Annotated in this window: 12 protein-coding genes and 1 pseudogene; 9 read left to right on the forward strand and 4 right to left on the reverse strand. The window is 64.1% G+C overall.

Annotated features, from left to right (window positions below; translation table 11 throughout):
* Positions 1-416: pseudogene (locus HMPREF2996_RS12525) on the reverse strand (IS256 family transposase); the annotation flags it as partial.
* A 331-nt stretch (positions 417-747) separates the two neighbouring features.
* Here HMPREF2996_RS12525 and ssd point away from each other — a divergent pair.
* From ssd to HMPREF2996_RS10465, 7 genes are all read left to right on the forward strand, one after another.
* A complete protein-coding gene (ssd, locus tag HMPREF2996_RS10435; RefSeq protein WP_070731387.1) occupies positions 748-1,764 on the forward strand; it encodes a septum site-determining protein Ssd in 1,017 nt (338 codons plus the stop codon).
* Entirely contained in the window at positions 1,761-2,897 is a 1,137-nt protein-coding gene (locus HMPREF2996_RS10440) for a TadA family conjugal transfer-associated ATPase (RefSeq protein ID WP_070444121.1), read from the forward strand. The genes ssd and HMPREF2996_RS10440 overlap by 4 nt, the downstream gene beginning before the upstream one ends.
* The gene (locus tag HMPREF2996_RS10445) at positions 2,894-3,643 is read left to right on the forward strand and encodes a type II secretion system F family protein (protein WP_070731287.1); all 750 of its coding nucleotides are present in this window, start codon (positions 2,894-2,896) and stop codon (positions 3,641-3,643) included. The genes HMPREF2996_RS10440 and HMPREF2996_RS10445 overlap by 4 nt, the downstream gene beginning before the upstream one ends.
* Positions 3,643-4,200, forward strand: coding sequence for a type II secretion system F family protein (locus HMPREF2996_RS10450; RefSeq protein ID WP_070645695.1), 558 nt, complete (start codon positions 3,643-3,645; stop codon positions 4,198-4,200). The genes HMPREF2996_RS10445 and HMPREF2996_RS10450 overlap by 1 nt, the downstream gene beginning before the upstream one ends.
* Before the next feature lie 90 nt (positions 4,201-4,290).
* Positions 4,291-4,479, forward strand: coding sequence for a DUF4244 domain-containing protein (locus HMPREF2996_RS10455; protein ID WP_070444112.1), 189 nt, complete (start codon positions 4,291-4,293; stop codon positions 4,477-4,479).
* The gene (locus HMPREF2996_RS10460; RefSeq protein ID WP_070645699.1) at positions 4,479-4,802 is read left to right on the forward strand and encodes a hypothetical protein; all 324 of its coding nucleotides are present in this window, start codon (positions 4,479-4,481) and stop codon (positions 4,800-4,802) included. The genes HMPREF2996_RS10455 and HMPREF2996_RS10460 overlap by 1 nt, the downstream gene beginning before the upstream one ends.
* On the forward strand, positions 4,799-5,143 hold the full coding sequence (locus tag HMPREF2996_RS10465) for an Rv3654c family TadE-like protein (protein WP_070731289.1): 345 nt from the start codon (positions 4,799-4,801) through the stop codon (positions 5,141-5,143). The genes HMPREF2996_RS10460 and HMPREF2996_RS10465 overlap by 4 nt, the downstream gene beginning before the upstream one ends.
* Here HMPREF2996_RS10465 and HMPREF2996_RS10470 read toward each other — a convergent pair.
* Entirely contained in the window at positions 5,140-7,515 is a 2,376-nt protein-coding gene (locus HMPREF2996_RS10470; RefSeq protein WP_070731290.1) for a DEAD/DEAH box helicase, read from the reverse strand. The genes HMPREF2996_RS10465 and HMPREF2996_RS10470 overlap by 4 nt on opposite strands.
* A 91-nt stretch (positions 7,516-7,606) precedes the next feature.
* Here HMPREF2996_RS10470 and HMPREF2996_RS10475 point away from each other — a divergent pair, with 91 nt between their 5' ends.
* Positions 7,607-7,810 carry a cold-shock protein gene (locus tag HMPREF2996_RS10475; RefSeq protein ID WP_010189920.1) on the forward strand — a complete coding sequence of 68 codons (204 nt, stop codon included), beginning with the start codon at positions 7,607-7,609 and terminating at the stop codon, positions 7,808-7,810.
* On the opposite strand, the gene HMPREF2996_RS10480 is transcribed toward HMPREF2996_RS10475, so the two are convergent.
* A complete protein-coding gene (locus tag HMPREF2996_RS10480) occupies positions 7,807-8,400 on the reverse strand; it encodes a DedA family protein (protein ID WP_253287253.1) in 594 nt (197 codons plus the stop codon). The two genes, HMPREF2996_RS10475 and HMPREF2996_RS10480, sit on opposite strands and share 4 nt — an antisense overlap.
* Positions 8,401-8,601: 201 nt before the next feature.
* On the opposite strand from HMPREF2996_RS10480, the gene topA reads away from it, so the two are divergent.
* Positions 8,602-11,532, forward strand: coding sequence for a type I DNA topoisomerase (gene topA / locus HMPREF2996_RS10485; RefSeq protein ID WP_070731291.1), 2,931 nt, complete (start codon positions 8,602-8,604; stop codon positions 11,530-11,532).
* A 544-nt stretch (positions 11,533-12,076) separates the two neighbouring features.
* Here the strand turns inward: topA and HMPREF2996_RS10490 are convergent.
* On the reverse strand, positions 12,077-13,450 hold the full coding sequence (locus HMPREF2996_RS10490; RefSeq protein ID WP_083313809.1) for a DUF418 domain-containing protein: 1,374 nt from the start codon (positions 13,448-13,450) through the stop codon (positions 12,077-12,079).
* Positions 13,451-13,460: the final 10 nt, after the last annotated feature.

Here is a 13,460-nt window from a genome sequence, read left to right on the forward strand (position 1 = left end):
AAAGAAGCGGAACTAAACCCAGGACGCTTCAAGTGCCAGGCGATGACGTGTGTGTCGGTGCAGGCTACCAGCAGGCATTTCTTGTGAAAGTAGGTGCCGTCGATAAAGACCTGATCGTAAACACGATAGGGGTCAGAAGAAGTGGGCACGGTGATAAACCACAGCAGCTTGAACCACCGGGTCAAAGTCCGCCTTGTTACCCCAAGGCGCTTGGCTAAATGGTCTGCAGATTCGCCGGAAAGAATCCAGTCAATAAAGATTTTGAAATGCCGAATCTCGCTGGTGTGTGCGCGGGTATTAATCGATGAAACGTTGCATTTAGGACATAGCCAGCGTTGGGTTCCTGCCGCGGTTTTGCCGTTCTTAACCAGTCCATGGCCGCACACGTCACACGACGGCCGATTCCTATTAACCATAGGAATTGGCCTTACCGCACCAGCAGCAGTCCTCCTATCACAGACCTAGGACTATCCAGTGTTGATTTCACAGATCGGGCCGTTGGAACCGATCCAAAATCAAGATCACCGCATTATCCCAGGCTGCCCCAGGAATCCGTATCGGTTTATCCACACGAAATGTCCCTTAAGCCACGACGTGGCGGGTTCCCTGTGAATTGTAGGCTTTAAACCCCGTTAAATTTGTTTAAACGTCATCAAAACCGGCGTCTATAGATGAAAACTGCGGAGTTATCCACAGGCGGCTAGGAAGCCCTAGCGCGTGGTAGGTGTGCTCGCGCATGCTTCGGGCATGAGCACGTTTCACCTAGTTATCGCAGTCGGGGATGCCGCACTGCGAGCAGAAGCAGCTTCCGCGGCTGCTGCCAGTACTGCGGAAGTGAGCACCGTCGAGGATCCGCGGGACTTTTCCCGCCACCTGCCGAAGGCGGATGCTGTCTTAGCTGATTCGCTGACGGCCCGTCTCGTGGCGGGGCATCCGCGTGTGTATTTCCTGGCGCTGGATCCGGGGCCGATTGATTATGAGGCCGCACTCTGTTGCCGCGCGACTGCCGCCTTCATCGTTCCTGCCCAATCAAAAGAGCTCCTGGGCGCATTAGCTGCGGACGCCACTCCGGAGACCACCGTGTCCACCGGTATAACCCTGGCGGTGACCGGTTCCGCTGGGGGATTGGGTGCCTCGACCGTGGCGGTGGCGCTGGCCCGCGAGGCGGGCGCGGACCTTCTGGTTGATGCGAGCCCGTATTCCGGCGGCCTCGACTTGCTCACCGGCATTGAGAACAAGCCCGGCGCGCGGTGGCCGGATCTCGCTGCGGGGACCGGTTCGGTTGATGCAGCAGACCTTGTCCGTGCTCTGCCCGCCACCCCGGATGGCATCGCGGTTCTCTCAGCGGCGAGGTCTGCCAGCGCAGAGGTGGTTGAGATGACCGCGACCCGGCGCGCGGCCATTATGCAAGCTGCGTGTTTATACCCGGGGACCGTGGTGGTGGATTGCCCGCCGTGGGATATCCCCGATGCGGCGGATCACGTGGTGGTGCTGACCGCCGCTGAGGTGCGGGCAGCCGCCGCCTGCGCGCAGCTGGTGGCAGAGCTTCGCGCCCGGCCGCAGGAGTGCTCCGTCGTCGTGCGCAACCGGCAGTGGGCGGGTCTGGACGCCAGCGATATTGCCACGGTGACTCATGCAGAACCCATCGCTGAGTTGCCGACGATCCGTGGTTTGACCCGCACAGTGGAAACCAGTGGGCTGCCGCGTCAGCTGCCCCGAGCCCTTGTGCGTGCCGCGCGCCAGATGTGGGAGGCCGTGGCATGAACCTGATCGATACGATGCGCACTATCGTGGCCGCCGAGCCGCAGCTGGCCCACGATGCACCGGCCTTGGCGCGGCGTATTCGCCAGGAGGCCGGAGTCATCAGCGATGTCGATGTGCTCGACCTTCTGCAGCGCTTGCGCCACGATTCCGTGGGCTTAGGATTATTGGAACCGGTCCTATCGCTGCCGGGGCTGACCGATGTTGTTGTTAATGGCCCCGATTCCTGTTTCGTCGATTGCGGGCAGGGCCTGCAGCCGCGTGATATCGGCTTTGCCGATGACGCCGAAGTACGCCAGCTTGCTACCCGGCTGGCTGCGGTGGCGGGCGTGCGGCTGGATGATGCGCAACCTTTTGCCGATGGACGCTTGACCCGCCCCGATGGCACGAGGATCCGACTTCACGCGTTGCTTGCGCCTCCTTCAGCAAGCGGAACTTGCATCAGCCTTCGTGTGTTGCGCCAGGCGCAAACCAGCCTGGAGGAGTTAATAGCCAATGGCAGCATTGATTCCAGCTTGGAGCATGTCTTGCGGGCCGTCGTTGAGTGCCGGGCATCCTTCCTGGTCACTGGTGGGACCGGCTCCGGCAAGACGACGTTGCTCGCTGCCTTGTTGGGGTGCGTGCCCGTCACCGAGCGCTTGCTCATCATCGAGGACACCCCGGAGCTTTCCCCGAATCACCCGCACGTGGTGACCTTGGTATCGCGCCGGGCCAACGCGGAAGGGCGCGGCGAGATTTCTATGTCGCTCCTGCTCCGCCAAGCGCTGCGCATGCGCCCAGACCGCATCGTCGTCGGTGAAATCCGCGGCGCGGAGGTAGTGGAACTGCTTGCCGCGCTCAACACTGGGCACGATGGTGGGGCTGGCACCGTGCATGCCAACTCTGTTGATGAAGTACCCGCCCGCATGGAGGCCCTCGCCGCGCTGGGAGGACTCGACCGCGTGGCGCTGCACTCGCAGCTAGCGGCCGCAGTGCACGTGGTTCTTGGGATGGAGCGTACCCCGCAGGGTCGACGCCTCGCACACCTCGGCGTGCTGGAGGGAAACCCGGTCACGCCTCAGCTGGTGTGGACGGCCGAAGAGGGCCCGCTTCCCGGGTTTGCGCAGCTGTGTTCGCGGTTGGGGGTGGAACCATGATGTGGCTGTTCCTTGCAGCGGCGTGTTTGCTCTCGCAGCCTGCTTCGGTGACGCGGCTGGAATCTCCGAAGCCTCGCTCGCTGGCACCCGCGGCTGTCTTCCTCGGGGTCGGGTGCTGTGTCTTTTTCGGCAGGCCCACTGTTGTGGTGGCGGTGGGCTGCATTGTGGCCTGTGCGCTGTGGTTTGCCAATGACCTGGCAGCCGCCCGGCGCCAGCGCCGCGGTGCTGAGGCACTCGCCTCCTATTTTGGTTCTATTGCCGCTGAGCTGCGGGCGGGCTCGACAACGGCGGGCGCGCTGCGTCGGGGTGCAGATGCCCTTCCTGACTCCACTCCGGAGAGTCTCCGCGACGCGTTGAGCACAGCGGCGGGACTCGCGGCGCAAGGGGGCTCACCCGCGGTTGCTCTCAATGCACCGGAGGTTGCGCGCTATGCAGCGCTGCTCACCCTGTCTGGGCGCCATGGTGTGGCGCTGGCGAACCTCATTGAGCAGGCCCAAAGCCAGCTGGATACCGCGCGCCGCCACGCCGGTGAGACCGCTGCCTCTTTGCAGGGTCCGCAGGCCACCGCGGTTATCCTGGCGTGCTTGCCGCTGGCGGGCATTCTCATGGGTGGGGCGATGGGTGCGGATTCTCTGGGGTTCTTGTTGGGTGGTGGCTTAGGGGGCGTGCTTCTCGACGTCGGCGTGGCACTCGTCTGCGCCGGCTTTGCCTGGTCGCGCCTCATTCTGCGGAAGGCGGCGCAGTGATGGTCTTGACCTATATCTCCGCTGCATTAATGGCCGCGGCACTCGCTGTTACCGCTTCCGCACCAGCTGGGCGGATAGCCCAGTCGGGCTCGCGCACGCCGCGCCCGAAGACGCCGCGCGATGGTCCAGACACGGACTACAGTGCGCTTGATGCAGCCAGCGACCTGGAGCTCTTCGCCGCATGCCTGGAGGCCGGTCTCTCCACGCGCAGTGCCGTGCTAGCTGTCGCTGAAGCCTCGCCGCGGTGGTCAGAGGCAGCGGCGCTTATCGGGGTGGGGGTTCCCATGGGTACCGCGTGGTCGGCGCTGGCCAGTCAGCCGCATTTGGAAGAGCTGGTGCGGCTTGCGCAGCTGTCTGGCGAATCGGGGGCGGCCATGGCTACTGGGTGCCACCGGTTGGTGGCGCAGCTGCGTGCCGAAGCCTCGGCACAAGCTACCGCGCGGGCAGAGCGCGCTGGCGTGTTCATTGCAGCACCGCTGGCCGTGTGTTTCCTTCCCGCATTCCTGGTCCTTGGGTTGATACCTGTCCTCATCAGCTTGGGCCAGCAACTCTTCTAAGTCAGCACATACAACCAACCGTTCAACTAACCACTCACCAACTCAGCACACGCAACCTACACAAACACAGGAAAGAAAGATAGGTTAACCATGCAGAAAAAGGTAAACTACCAGTCACTATTAGCTAATGATGATGGGATGTCCACGATTGAATATGCCATGGGCAGTTTAGCCGCGGCAGCCCTCGCCGCGGTGCTCTATGCCGTGGTCAATGGCGGCGAAGTTACCAGCGCCATTACGTCCATCATCACCGACGCCCTGTCCAACTCTCCAGGCTAATGCGCGCGCTTGATGACGCCGGCTCCGTCACCATCGAGGCGGCTCTGTCGCTGTCCGCACTCGTCATCGTTGCGGCGGGAATCGTGGGTGGCATCGCCACGCTGTCGGCTCACCTCGCTGCCGTTGACGCCGCGGGAGCTGCGGCTCGCTCCGCCGCCATCGGCGTGGACTTTCAGCGCGAAGGAGTGACGGTCACCGTGAGCGAAGGCTCCGGCCTTATGACCGCTGAGGCTGCCGTGCCCGCACCCTTGGGAACCATGCGTGCGCAGGCGGTGTTTCCCGCGGAGATGGCAGCCGGTGGGGCCGCAGGGGCGCAGCCATGAGGTGTCGTCAGCGCAGCTGGGCGAGACACCTCGCGGGTGAGGACGGCTATGCCACCGTCGTCACCGCCGGGATCATCGCCGCAGTGACATCGCTGCTCTTGGCAGTCGCGGCGGTCGGATCAGCGGTGGTGGCGCGGCACGAAGCGCAGGTGGCGGCAGACCTCGCCGCCGTGGCCGGCGCGTGGGAGGCGGCTAAGGGCAGGGACGCCTGCACGAAGGCCACAGAGATTGCCGCGCTTAACGGCGCGGAGCTCGGCTCCTGCGTCATGGATGGTCGCGATGTCGAGGTCACTGCTCGGCTGCGCGGGCGCAGCGCCATCGCCCGTGCTGGTCCGGTCTAAGAGGTCATGGTGACCAGTGCGCCGAGGAGAGCTATAGCGCCCGCCTTGTCCAGAGGGTTATTGCCGTTGCCGCACTTGGGGGATTGCACGCATGACGGGCAGCCGGATTCACAGGGGCAGGAGCGCACGGCCTCAAAGGTGGCCTTGATCCACTCGGGGAAGCGGCGGAATCCTTCCTCGGCGAAGCCGGCGCCGCCGGGGTGGCCGTCGTAGACGAAGACCGTGGGCAAGCCCGTATCGGCGTGCTGGGCAGTGGACACGCCGCCAATATCCCAGCGGTCGCAGGTGGCTATGAGCGGCAGCAACCCAATGGCGGCGTGCTCGGCCGCATGGAGGGTGCCGGGCGTGCGCCCGGCGGTGACTCCCATCGCTGCGAGTGCCAGCGGATCGATGGTATAGGCCACCGCCCGGGTCACCAGGCGCTGTTCCGGCAGGTCAAGGGGGATATCCTCGCCCACGGAGCCATCGGGAAGCTGAACCTGGTAGCCGGTGACCTTGTCGGTCACCTCCACCTCCAAGCTGGCCACCCACAGGCCGGGGGCGTAGTTCACCAAGTCATCGGCCTCGCGCAGGATGCGGATATCCGTCGTGGACTTCGGCTGCGTGGTGTAGTCCGGCGTCTTCGGTACGGCGAGGGCTACGCCTGGCTCGGCGGGAGCTGCGCCACCATCGCCTCCGCCGAGGTGAAGTTCCTCGATCACGAAACTTTCACCGCGGTGCAGGTACACCGCGCCGGGATGTACCTGGCTGACCGCGCGGGCTGCATCGATGGTGCCGAGCAGGCGGCCGTCGGAAGAATCGACAATCATGACCTCCTCGCCTGAGCCGCCGCGCAGCGAGACGGCCGTGTGCGCGGTCTCCGGGGTGAGCTCGCTGGAGCCAGCAGGCAGGGGAGCGGCGAACCAGCCCTGCGGGCGCCGGCGCAGCAAGCCCTGCTGGGCTAAGTCGTGGACCACGTCCTCGGCGTGGAAGGCGGCCACGTCGGCGTCGCTCAGCGGTTTTTCCACCGCCGCGCAGTACACGTGTCCGCCCAGAATATAAGGGTTAGCGGGGTTGAACACGCTGGCCTCGACCGGCCGGCCCAACAGCGCTTCCGGGTGGTGAACCAGGTAGGTATCCATCGGTTCATCGCGGGCTACCAACACCACCAGAGAGCCCTGCCCGCGGCGGCCCGCGCGTCCTGCCTGTTGCCAAAAGCTGGCGACCGTACCCGGGAACCCAGCGGTGACCACGGCATCCAGCCCGCCGACGTCAATGCCCAGTTCCAAAGCCGAGGTAGTGGACACACCGAGCAGTGAACCATCATCCAGTGCCTGCTCCAGCGCGCGGCGGTCTTCAGCCAAGTACCCCGCACGGTAGGCCGCAATCCGGCGCGCAAAATCCGGCCGGCCCAGCCTCCCGGAGAGCTCCTCCGCTGCCCGTAGCGCGGTGGTCTCTGCCGCGCGCCGCGAGCGCACAAAGGTCAACGTCCGCGCACCTTGCGCCACGAGCGCGGCCATCATCCACGCCGCTTCTGTCGTGGCGGCGCGGCGAACGGGGGCACCGTTCTGGCCTTCGATGCCCTCCATGAAACCCGGCTCCCACAGCGCTACGGTCCGCGCACCCGTCGGCGCGCCGTCCTCAGTCACCGCGAGCACCTCGCGCCCCGTCAGCCGCGCGGTATGCCGCGCCGGATCCCGCATGGTCGCCGAAGCCGCAATTACCACCGGCCGCGAGCCATAGTGCTCGCACAGCCGCAGCAAACGCCGCACCACCAGCGCCACGTTCGCCCCGAAAACCCCGCGGTAGGCATGCGCCTCATCGATGACGATGAATTTCAAGTGCCTCAGCACCCGCGCCCACCGCTGATGCGCCCCCAGCAGAGAAGAATGAATCATGTCCGGGTTGGAAAAGATGAACCGCGCTTGATCCCGGATGCCGGCGCGCGCTTCGGTGGGGGTGTCGCCGTCGTAGGGGGCGGGGTGGACGTCGCGAAGCACGGCGATATCCTGCGTGAGCTCCAGCACCGCGCGCAGCTGGTCCGAACCCAGCGCCTTCGTCGGCGTGATGTAGAGCGCGCACGCGGTCGAATCCTGCGCCAGGCGGGACAGGATGGGCAAACGGTAGCCCAGCGACTTTCCGGAACTCGTCCCGGTGGACACCACCACGTCGCGCCCCTCCCACGCGGCCTGTGCCACGGCGACCTGGTGGGCATAGAGCTTGGCCACACCTTGCTCCTCCAACGTCGCCCGCAGCTCCGGCAGGACCCACTCCGGCCACGCGGCATAGCTCGCTGGCTGGGCGGGCACGGTGGTGGAGTGCGTTAGCTCGGACTCGGGGAAACGCTCAACAAGGTGCTCGACGAGCTCCTCACCCAGAGGGTTCTCACTCACGCTTGCCTCCACTAATCTGCTGTAGGTGTCCAAACGTGGCACACTGGTGCACTAGTTTGCACTACTTTATTTCCGCAAAGGACAACTCATCATGGCATACGGTACCGTCAAGTTCTTCAACGCCGAAAAAGGCTACGGCTTCATTGAGCAGGAGGACGGCTCCGGCGATATCTTCGTGCACTACACCGAGATCCAAGGAACCGGCTTCCGCACTCTCGAAGATAACCAGCGCGTTTCCTTTGAGATTGGGGAAGACGCTAAGGGCCAGCAGGCCACCAACGTCGAGGTGGTTTAGGGGGATTCGGCATAGCCGCGCCGGGTATCCCACCATTCCAGCAGCTTATTCTGCCCCTTTTGCAGGCCGAAGCCGATGATGACCGCGGCGATGATGGAAATGAGCATGGCTATCGCGGGCGAGCCGGAGAAGGCCACGCCGCCGAGGTAACCAATGGCTAGCGCCTGCGCTACCCACAGCAGCACCCCGAAGGTGTCGAAGAAGAAAAACAGCGGCCACGGGTAGCGCATCGAGCCGAGCAGAATCGTCATGAAGAGCCGGGCCGAGGGGATGAAACGCGCAATGATGATCGCCGCGCCGCCGCTGCGCCGAATGTTGCGTTTAACCCACGTTAAGGCATCGTAGGCCTTCGTGCCTTTTTGGGCTCTATTAATAAGGGTAATGAGCCGCGTTCCCAGAAAGAAGCACAAGTTATCCCCCACAATGGCGGCAACCAGCGCGACAAAAAACATGGTGGGAAGGTGGGGAAAACCTTGGGAACCAGACCAAGCGCCAACCATGTTGAGGGGAACCTCTGAAGGCAACACGGGGAAGAAGCAGTCGAGGAAAATCAGCGAACCCACCAGCGGATAAATCCACTGGGTGGCCATGATGACCTCGAACCATGCAGTAATAGACGCAATCACGCTGTCTCCCGGTTGTGTACTGTGAGGCGAATCCTCGGACGGCCAGTATAGACCCCCTGTTGTGTGGACGCGTACTGGCCTGAATAACTAGAGTGAACCTCTATCTGTGTACTCTAGGGGCAATTGCCCAGCAGAGGACTAACCATCGGAAGGGATGAAGTCGAAGTGGCAGAAGCTACCGGCCCGGGGAAGACCCTGGTCATCGTCGAGTCAGCAACCAAGGCGAAGAAGATTCAGCCTTATCTCGGCGATAAGTACATTGTTGAGGCCTCCGTCGGCCACATCCGGGACCTTCCCCGCGGTGCTGCCGACGTCCCCGCCAAGTACAAGAAGGAATCTTGGGCGCGCCTCGGTGTTAACCCGGAGGATAACTTCACCCCGCTGTACGTCATTAGCCAGGACAAGAAGAAGAAGGTCGCCGACCTTAAAGCCAAGCTGAAGGAATGCGACCAGCTGTATCTCGCAACAGACCCCGACCGCGAGGGCGAGGCCATTGCATGGCACCTGCTCGAGGTGCTCAAGCCCAAGGTGCCGGTGCGCCGCATGGTCTTCAACGAGATCACCAAGTCCGCCATCCTGGAGGCGGCGGAAAATACTCGTGAGCTCGATGAGAACCTCATCGACGCCCAGGAAACCCGCCGCATCCTCGACCGCCTCTACGGCTACGAGGTCTCCCCGGTGCTGTGGAAGAAGGTCATGCCGCGCCTGTCGGCTGGCCGCGTGCAGTCGGTGGCTACCCGCGTCATCGTCGAGCGCGAGCGCGAGCGCATGGCGTTCATCCCCGCCGAGTACTGGGATCTCACGGCAACGCTCAAGTCCACACCGGACTTTGACGCACGCTTGAGCGCCCTTGATGGCAAGCGCGTGGCCGCGGGCCGCGACTTCAACGATAAGGGGCAGCTGAAGAGCGACGAGGTGGTCGTCGTCAAGCAGGCCCAGGCGGAGCAGCTGGCCAGCGCGCTGGAAGGCTCCACCATGACCGTGGCCAGCGTTGAGCACAAGCCTTATTCGCGCAAACCTTCCGCACCGTTTATGACCTCGACGCTGCAGCAAGAGGCAGGCCGCCGCCTGCACTACACCTCGGAGCGCACGATGCGCATTGCGCAGCGTCTTTACGAGAACGGTCACATTACCTATATGCGTACCGACTCGACCTCCCTGTCCAAGCAGGGCCTAGGCGCCGCGCGTGAGGCCGCCACCTCCATCTTCGGTGCGGAGTTTGTTTCGGATGGGCCGCGCACGTATGACCGCAAGGTGAAGAACTCCCAGGAGGCCCACGAGGCCATCCGCCCCGCCGGCGAACGTTTCGCCACCCCGGGCCAACTGGCCGGGCAGCTCGACGCTGAGGAGTATAAGCTCTACGAGCTAATCTGGAAGCGCACCGTGGCCTCCCAGATGGCCGATGCCAAGGGAACCTCGATGAAGGTGACCGCGGCCGTGAGCGTTGGTGGTCACGACGCGGACTTTTCTGCGACCGGCCGCACGATTACCTTCCCGGGCTTCCTCAAGGCCTATGAGGACGTGGCGGCGAAGGGCTCGAAGGAAGAGTCGCGCCTGCCGCACCTCAACGAGGGCGACACGCTGAAGACCGCTGCGGTTACTGCCGACGGCCACTCCACCAACCCGCCGGCGCGCTATACCGAGGCCAGCTTGGTCAAGAAGATGGAAGACCTGGGCATTGGGCGCCCGTCGACGTACGCCTCCATCATCAAGACCATCCAGGACCGCGGCTACGTGCTCTCCCGCGGCAACGCGCTGGTGCCTTCGTGGGTTGCCTTCGCGGTGGTGGGCCTGCTGGAGAATAATTTCACCGAGCTGGTGGATTATGATTTCACCTCCTCCATGGAGGACGAGCTCGATGCCATTGCTGCCGGTTCGGAGAACGGTACGGACTGGCTGAATAACTTCTATTTCGGCAACACGGAGGCCGGCGAGCGCAAGGCCGCATCCATTGCCCGCCACGGCGGCCTGAAGTCCCTGGTGGACATCAACCTGGAGGCTATCGATGCCCGCCAGGTCAACTCGCTGCGTCTCTACACCGACGCTGAGGGCCGCGATGTCTTCGTGCGCGTGGGCCGTTACGGGCCGTATATTGAGCGCGCCGTGGGTACCAACGAGGATGGCACGGTGGAGTACCAGCGCGCTAACCTCTCGGAGACGGTCACCCCGGATGAGCTCAATGAAGCTTTGGCGGAGAAGCTTTTCGCCACCCCGCAGGGCGGGCGCGAGCTGGGCCAGAACCCGGAGAATGGCCGCACCATCGTGGCCAAGGAAGGCCGCTTCGGACCGTACGTGACCGAGCAGGTGCGTGACGACGAGCGCGAGAAGGCCGAGGCCGAAGCCGAGGAGATCGTCAAGGAAGAGCGCGCCGCGGAGGACGCCCAGCGCGCCGCCGAGGGCAAGCGCGCCAAGAACTGGGAGACCAAGACCGCGGCGAAGCAGAAGGAAAAGCGCATTGCTGAGTACGTCGAGGAGAAGCTCAAGCCAGGCACGGCCTCGCTTTTTGCCTCGATGGAGCCGGCCAGCGTCACCCTCGAGGAAGCACTGAAGCTGCTGAGTCTGCCGCGTGAGGTGGGCGTGGACCCCTCGGATGGCGAGGTCATCACCGCGCAGAACGGCCGCTATGGCCCGTACCTAAAGAAGGGCAAGGACTCTCGCTCCCTGGCGAAGGAGGAGCAAATCTTCTCCATCACCTTGGATGAGGCGCGCCGCATCTACGCGGAGCCGAAGCGCCGCGGCCGTGCGGCGGCGCAGCCGCCGATTAAGCAGCTGGGTGATAACGACGTGTCCGGTAAGCCGATGACGGTCAAGGATGGCCGCTTTGGCCCGTACGTCACCGACGGCACGACGAATGCCTCGCTGCGCCGTGGTGACGACCCGGAGCAGCTTACCGACGCCCGCGCCAACGAGCTCCTCTCCGAGCGCCGCGCCAAGGATGCCGCGAACGGTGGTGCGAAGAAGTCGACGAAGAAGAGCACCAAGAAGTCGACCAAGAAATCGACGAAGAAGGCCACGAAGAAGTCGACCAAGAAGGCCACGAAGAAGCCTTCGCCGGGCACCAAGAACGTGGTCAAGGCCGGCTCGCGCAGGAAGTAGCAGGACATGAAGACCAGCTTCGCCCGCGATATGGTGGCCCGCACCCAGGAAGGCACGGAGGCTCTCCTGCGCGCGGCGGGCCCGGCCTTTACTGGCCGCGATCACTTCACCCTCGGCGCGCTTGCTGCGGGGGAGACTGCTGTCTGGTCACGCCTGTTTAAGTGGCGCACGCTCGGTGTGGCCACGACGGCCGCTGTACCCGTGCTGCTGGCCCTGCGCCCGGACTGCGCACCGGAGACCCGCGTGGGGCTCATCGCCGCATCCCTGGGGCAGGCCGCCAAGCGCGGTGCACCAACGACGTTCGGCGTGACGTGTGTGAGCGCACAATACGCATCCTTCGCGTGGGCGCTGCGCGGCGCGCGCAATGATGCGGTGGGCTGGGGTCTGCGCGCCGGAGCGTGGGCCGCAGGCATTGCGCTCTCGCGCACCCGGAGTGAGCGCCTCGCCACGGCCGTCGCCGGAATCCCGGCGGCCGCTCTCTCCGCGCTAGCCGGTGATGAGAAGTTCCGCGCCGACGAAGCCACGCAAGGGCTGAGCCATGGCGCTAACCTGCTTCTGGCCTCTGAGGCGCTGACGGTCCTGAACCCGGTTGAGCAGCGCCAGGATGCGGGCCTGCGTGGCCGAGCCCTGGATGCGGCGCAGTCGGCGGCGCAGACGGTAGGCCTGGTACTGCTGGTGGATGGGTTGGCGCGGAAGGGCCGGGATTAGACGCCGCACCTAATTCCGGGCGCATTGTCTTGCCGTAGGACAAGCGGCGGTGCACCCACTCGAAGGGCCCAGGCTTGCCTGCGGCCTCGAGCGCGCAGGCGATGATAAGCGTTGCTAGCCATACCCCGGCGGCCAACGTTGCTTGGCCTGCGGCGCTGAACTCCGGTCCAATGTTGAGGGTGAAGGGGTAGACCAGCGCCAGGAAGAACACGGACTGTAGCACATAGCCGGTCATGGAACGCTTGCCGAGTGCGATGAGCGGCCACAGGAACCACGGGCGCGCACCACGGCGCTGCAGGGGTTCCAGGGCAAGTGTCGCCGCCGCCACGATGCCCGGCCCGGTGAGCATTCCGATGCAGCTATTTGCTGCGTTGAGGGGATCTGCCAGCGCTGGATCCAGCACCCCAATCGTCGACAAGCCCCAAGGCAGGCCGAGGAAGAGAATGATGGCTACAGCCACCAGTGTCCACGCCCATAGCTCGCGATGATGGCCCCCGGCCAGAGTGCCGCGGCGCGCCCACACGAAGCCCACGAGCATGACAGGCAGGACCATGGCGCCGGTTAGGGGGATGGACATCAGTTGGGCGCTGACCATGATGGCCTGCTCACCCAGCAGCTCCCAATAGGAGTCGGCGGCAGTAAAGCCGCTGAAATCGAAATCTGAAGTATCGATGAATGCGGCCCCAATACCCATTCCGATGCCCGACACAACCAGCAGCGAACAAAGCCCGTAGGCCACGCGCATGAGGAGCTTGTCAGTTAAAGAAAGCAGCAGTGCGATGAGCATGCCCATCGCGCCATAGAGGATCATGATGTCGCCGGAAAAGAGAAAGAGGCAGTGCAAGACGCCGAACAGGGCGAGAAAGCCATAGCGTTTTGCCAGCACGGCTTGTGCGCGGAGAAGCGGGAAGCCGCGCCGCCATAAGCTCATTGCGATAAGCCCCACGCCGAAACCTAAGAGCGTGGAGAACATCGGCAGGCCGCGCACGTGAATGAACATGGCGGCAAAGACCACGTAGATTTTGTCTGCGAGGGAGTCGACGCCGCCGAAATAAGCATCGGGGCCATTGCCGTCGTTCATAATCCACGCGGTGCAGACGTTTGCCAGCGCAATGCCTAGCAGAGCCATGCCGCGGGCGACGTCGGGGACGAGAAGGCGAGGACTCGAGGTCTGGCGTGGCGGATGGGGCTGGTGTGGCTGATGGGGCATGGCCCCGAAA

It is taken from the genome of Corynebacterium sp. HMSC066C02 (assembly GCF_001814945.1).
Classification (GTDB): Bacteria; Actinomycetota; Actinomycetes; order Mycobacteriales; family Mycobacteriaceae; genus Corynebacterium; species Corynebacterium aurimucosum.

Bases quoted from the DNA above. Each gene is read 5' to 3' on its own strand.
- HMPREF2996_RS10455 (WP_070444112.1), top strand. From the start codon at position 4,291: ATGCAGAAAAAGGTAAACTACCAGTCACTATTAGCTAATGATGATGGG.
- HMPREF2996_RS10450 (WP_070645695.1), top strand. From the start codon at position 3,643: ATGGTCTTGACCTATATCTCCGCTGCATTAATGGCCGCGGCACTCGCT.
- ssd (WP_070731387.1), top strand. From the start codon at position 748: ATGAGCACGTTTCACCTAGTTATCGCAGTCGGGGATGCCGCACTGCGA.
- HMPREF2996_RS10465 (WP_070731289.1), top strand. From the start codon at position 4,799: ATGAGGTGTCGTCAGCGCAGCTGGGCGAGACACCTCGCGGGTGAGGAC.
- HMPREF2996_RS10445 (WP_070731287.1), top strand. From the start codon at position 2,894: ATGATGTGGCTGTTCCTTGCAGCGGCGTGTTTGCTCTCGCAGCCTGCT.
- HMPREF2996_RS10480 (WP_253287253.1), bottom strand. From the start codon at position 8,400: ATGGCCACCCAGTGGATTTATCCGCTGGTGGGTTCGCTGATTTTCCTC.
- HMPREF2996_RS10475 (WP_010189920.1), top strand. From the start codon at position 7,607: ATGGCATACGGTACCGTCAAGTTCTTCAACGCCGAAAAAGGCTACGGC.
- HMPREF2996_RS10460 (WP_070645699.1), top strand. From the start codon at position 4,479: ATGCGCGCGCTTGATGACGCCGGCTCCGTCACCATCGAGGCGGCTCTG.
- HMPREF2996_RS10440 (WP_070444121.1), top strand. From the start codon at position 1,761: ATGAACCTGATCGATACGATGCGCACTATCGTGGCCGCCGAGCCGCAG.
- HMPREF2996_RS10490 (WP_083313809.1), bottom strand. From the start codon at position 13,450: ATGCCCCATCAGCCACACCAGCCCCATCCGCCACGCCAGACCTCGAGT.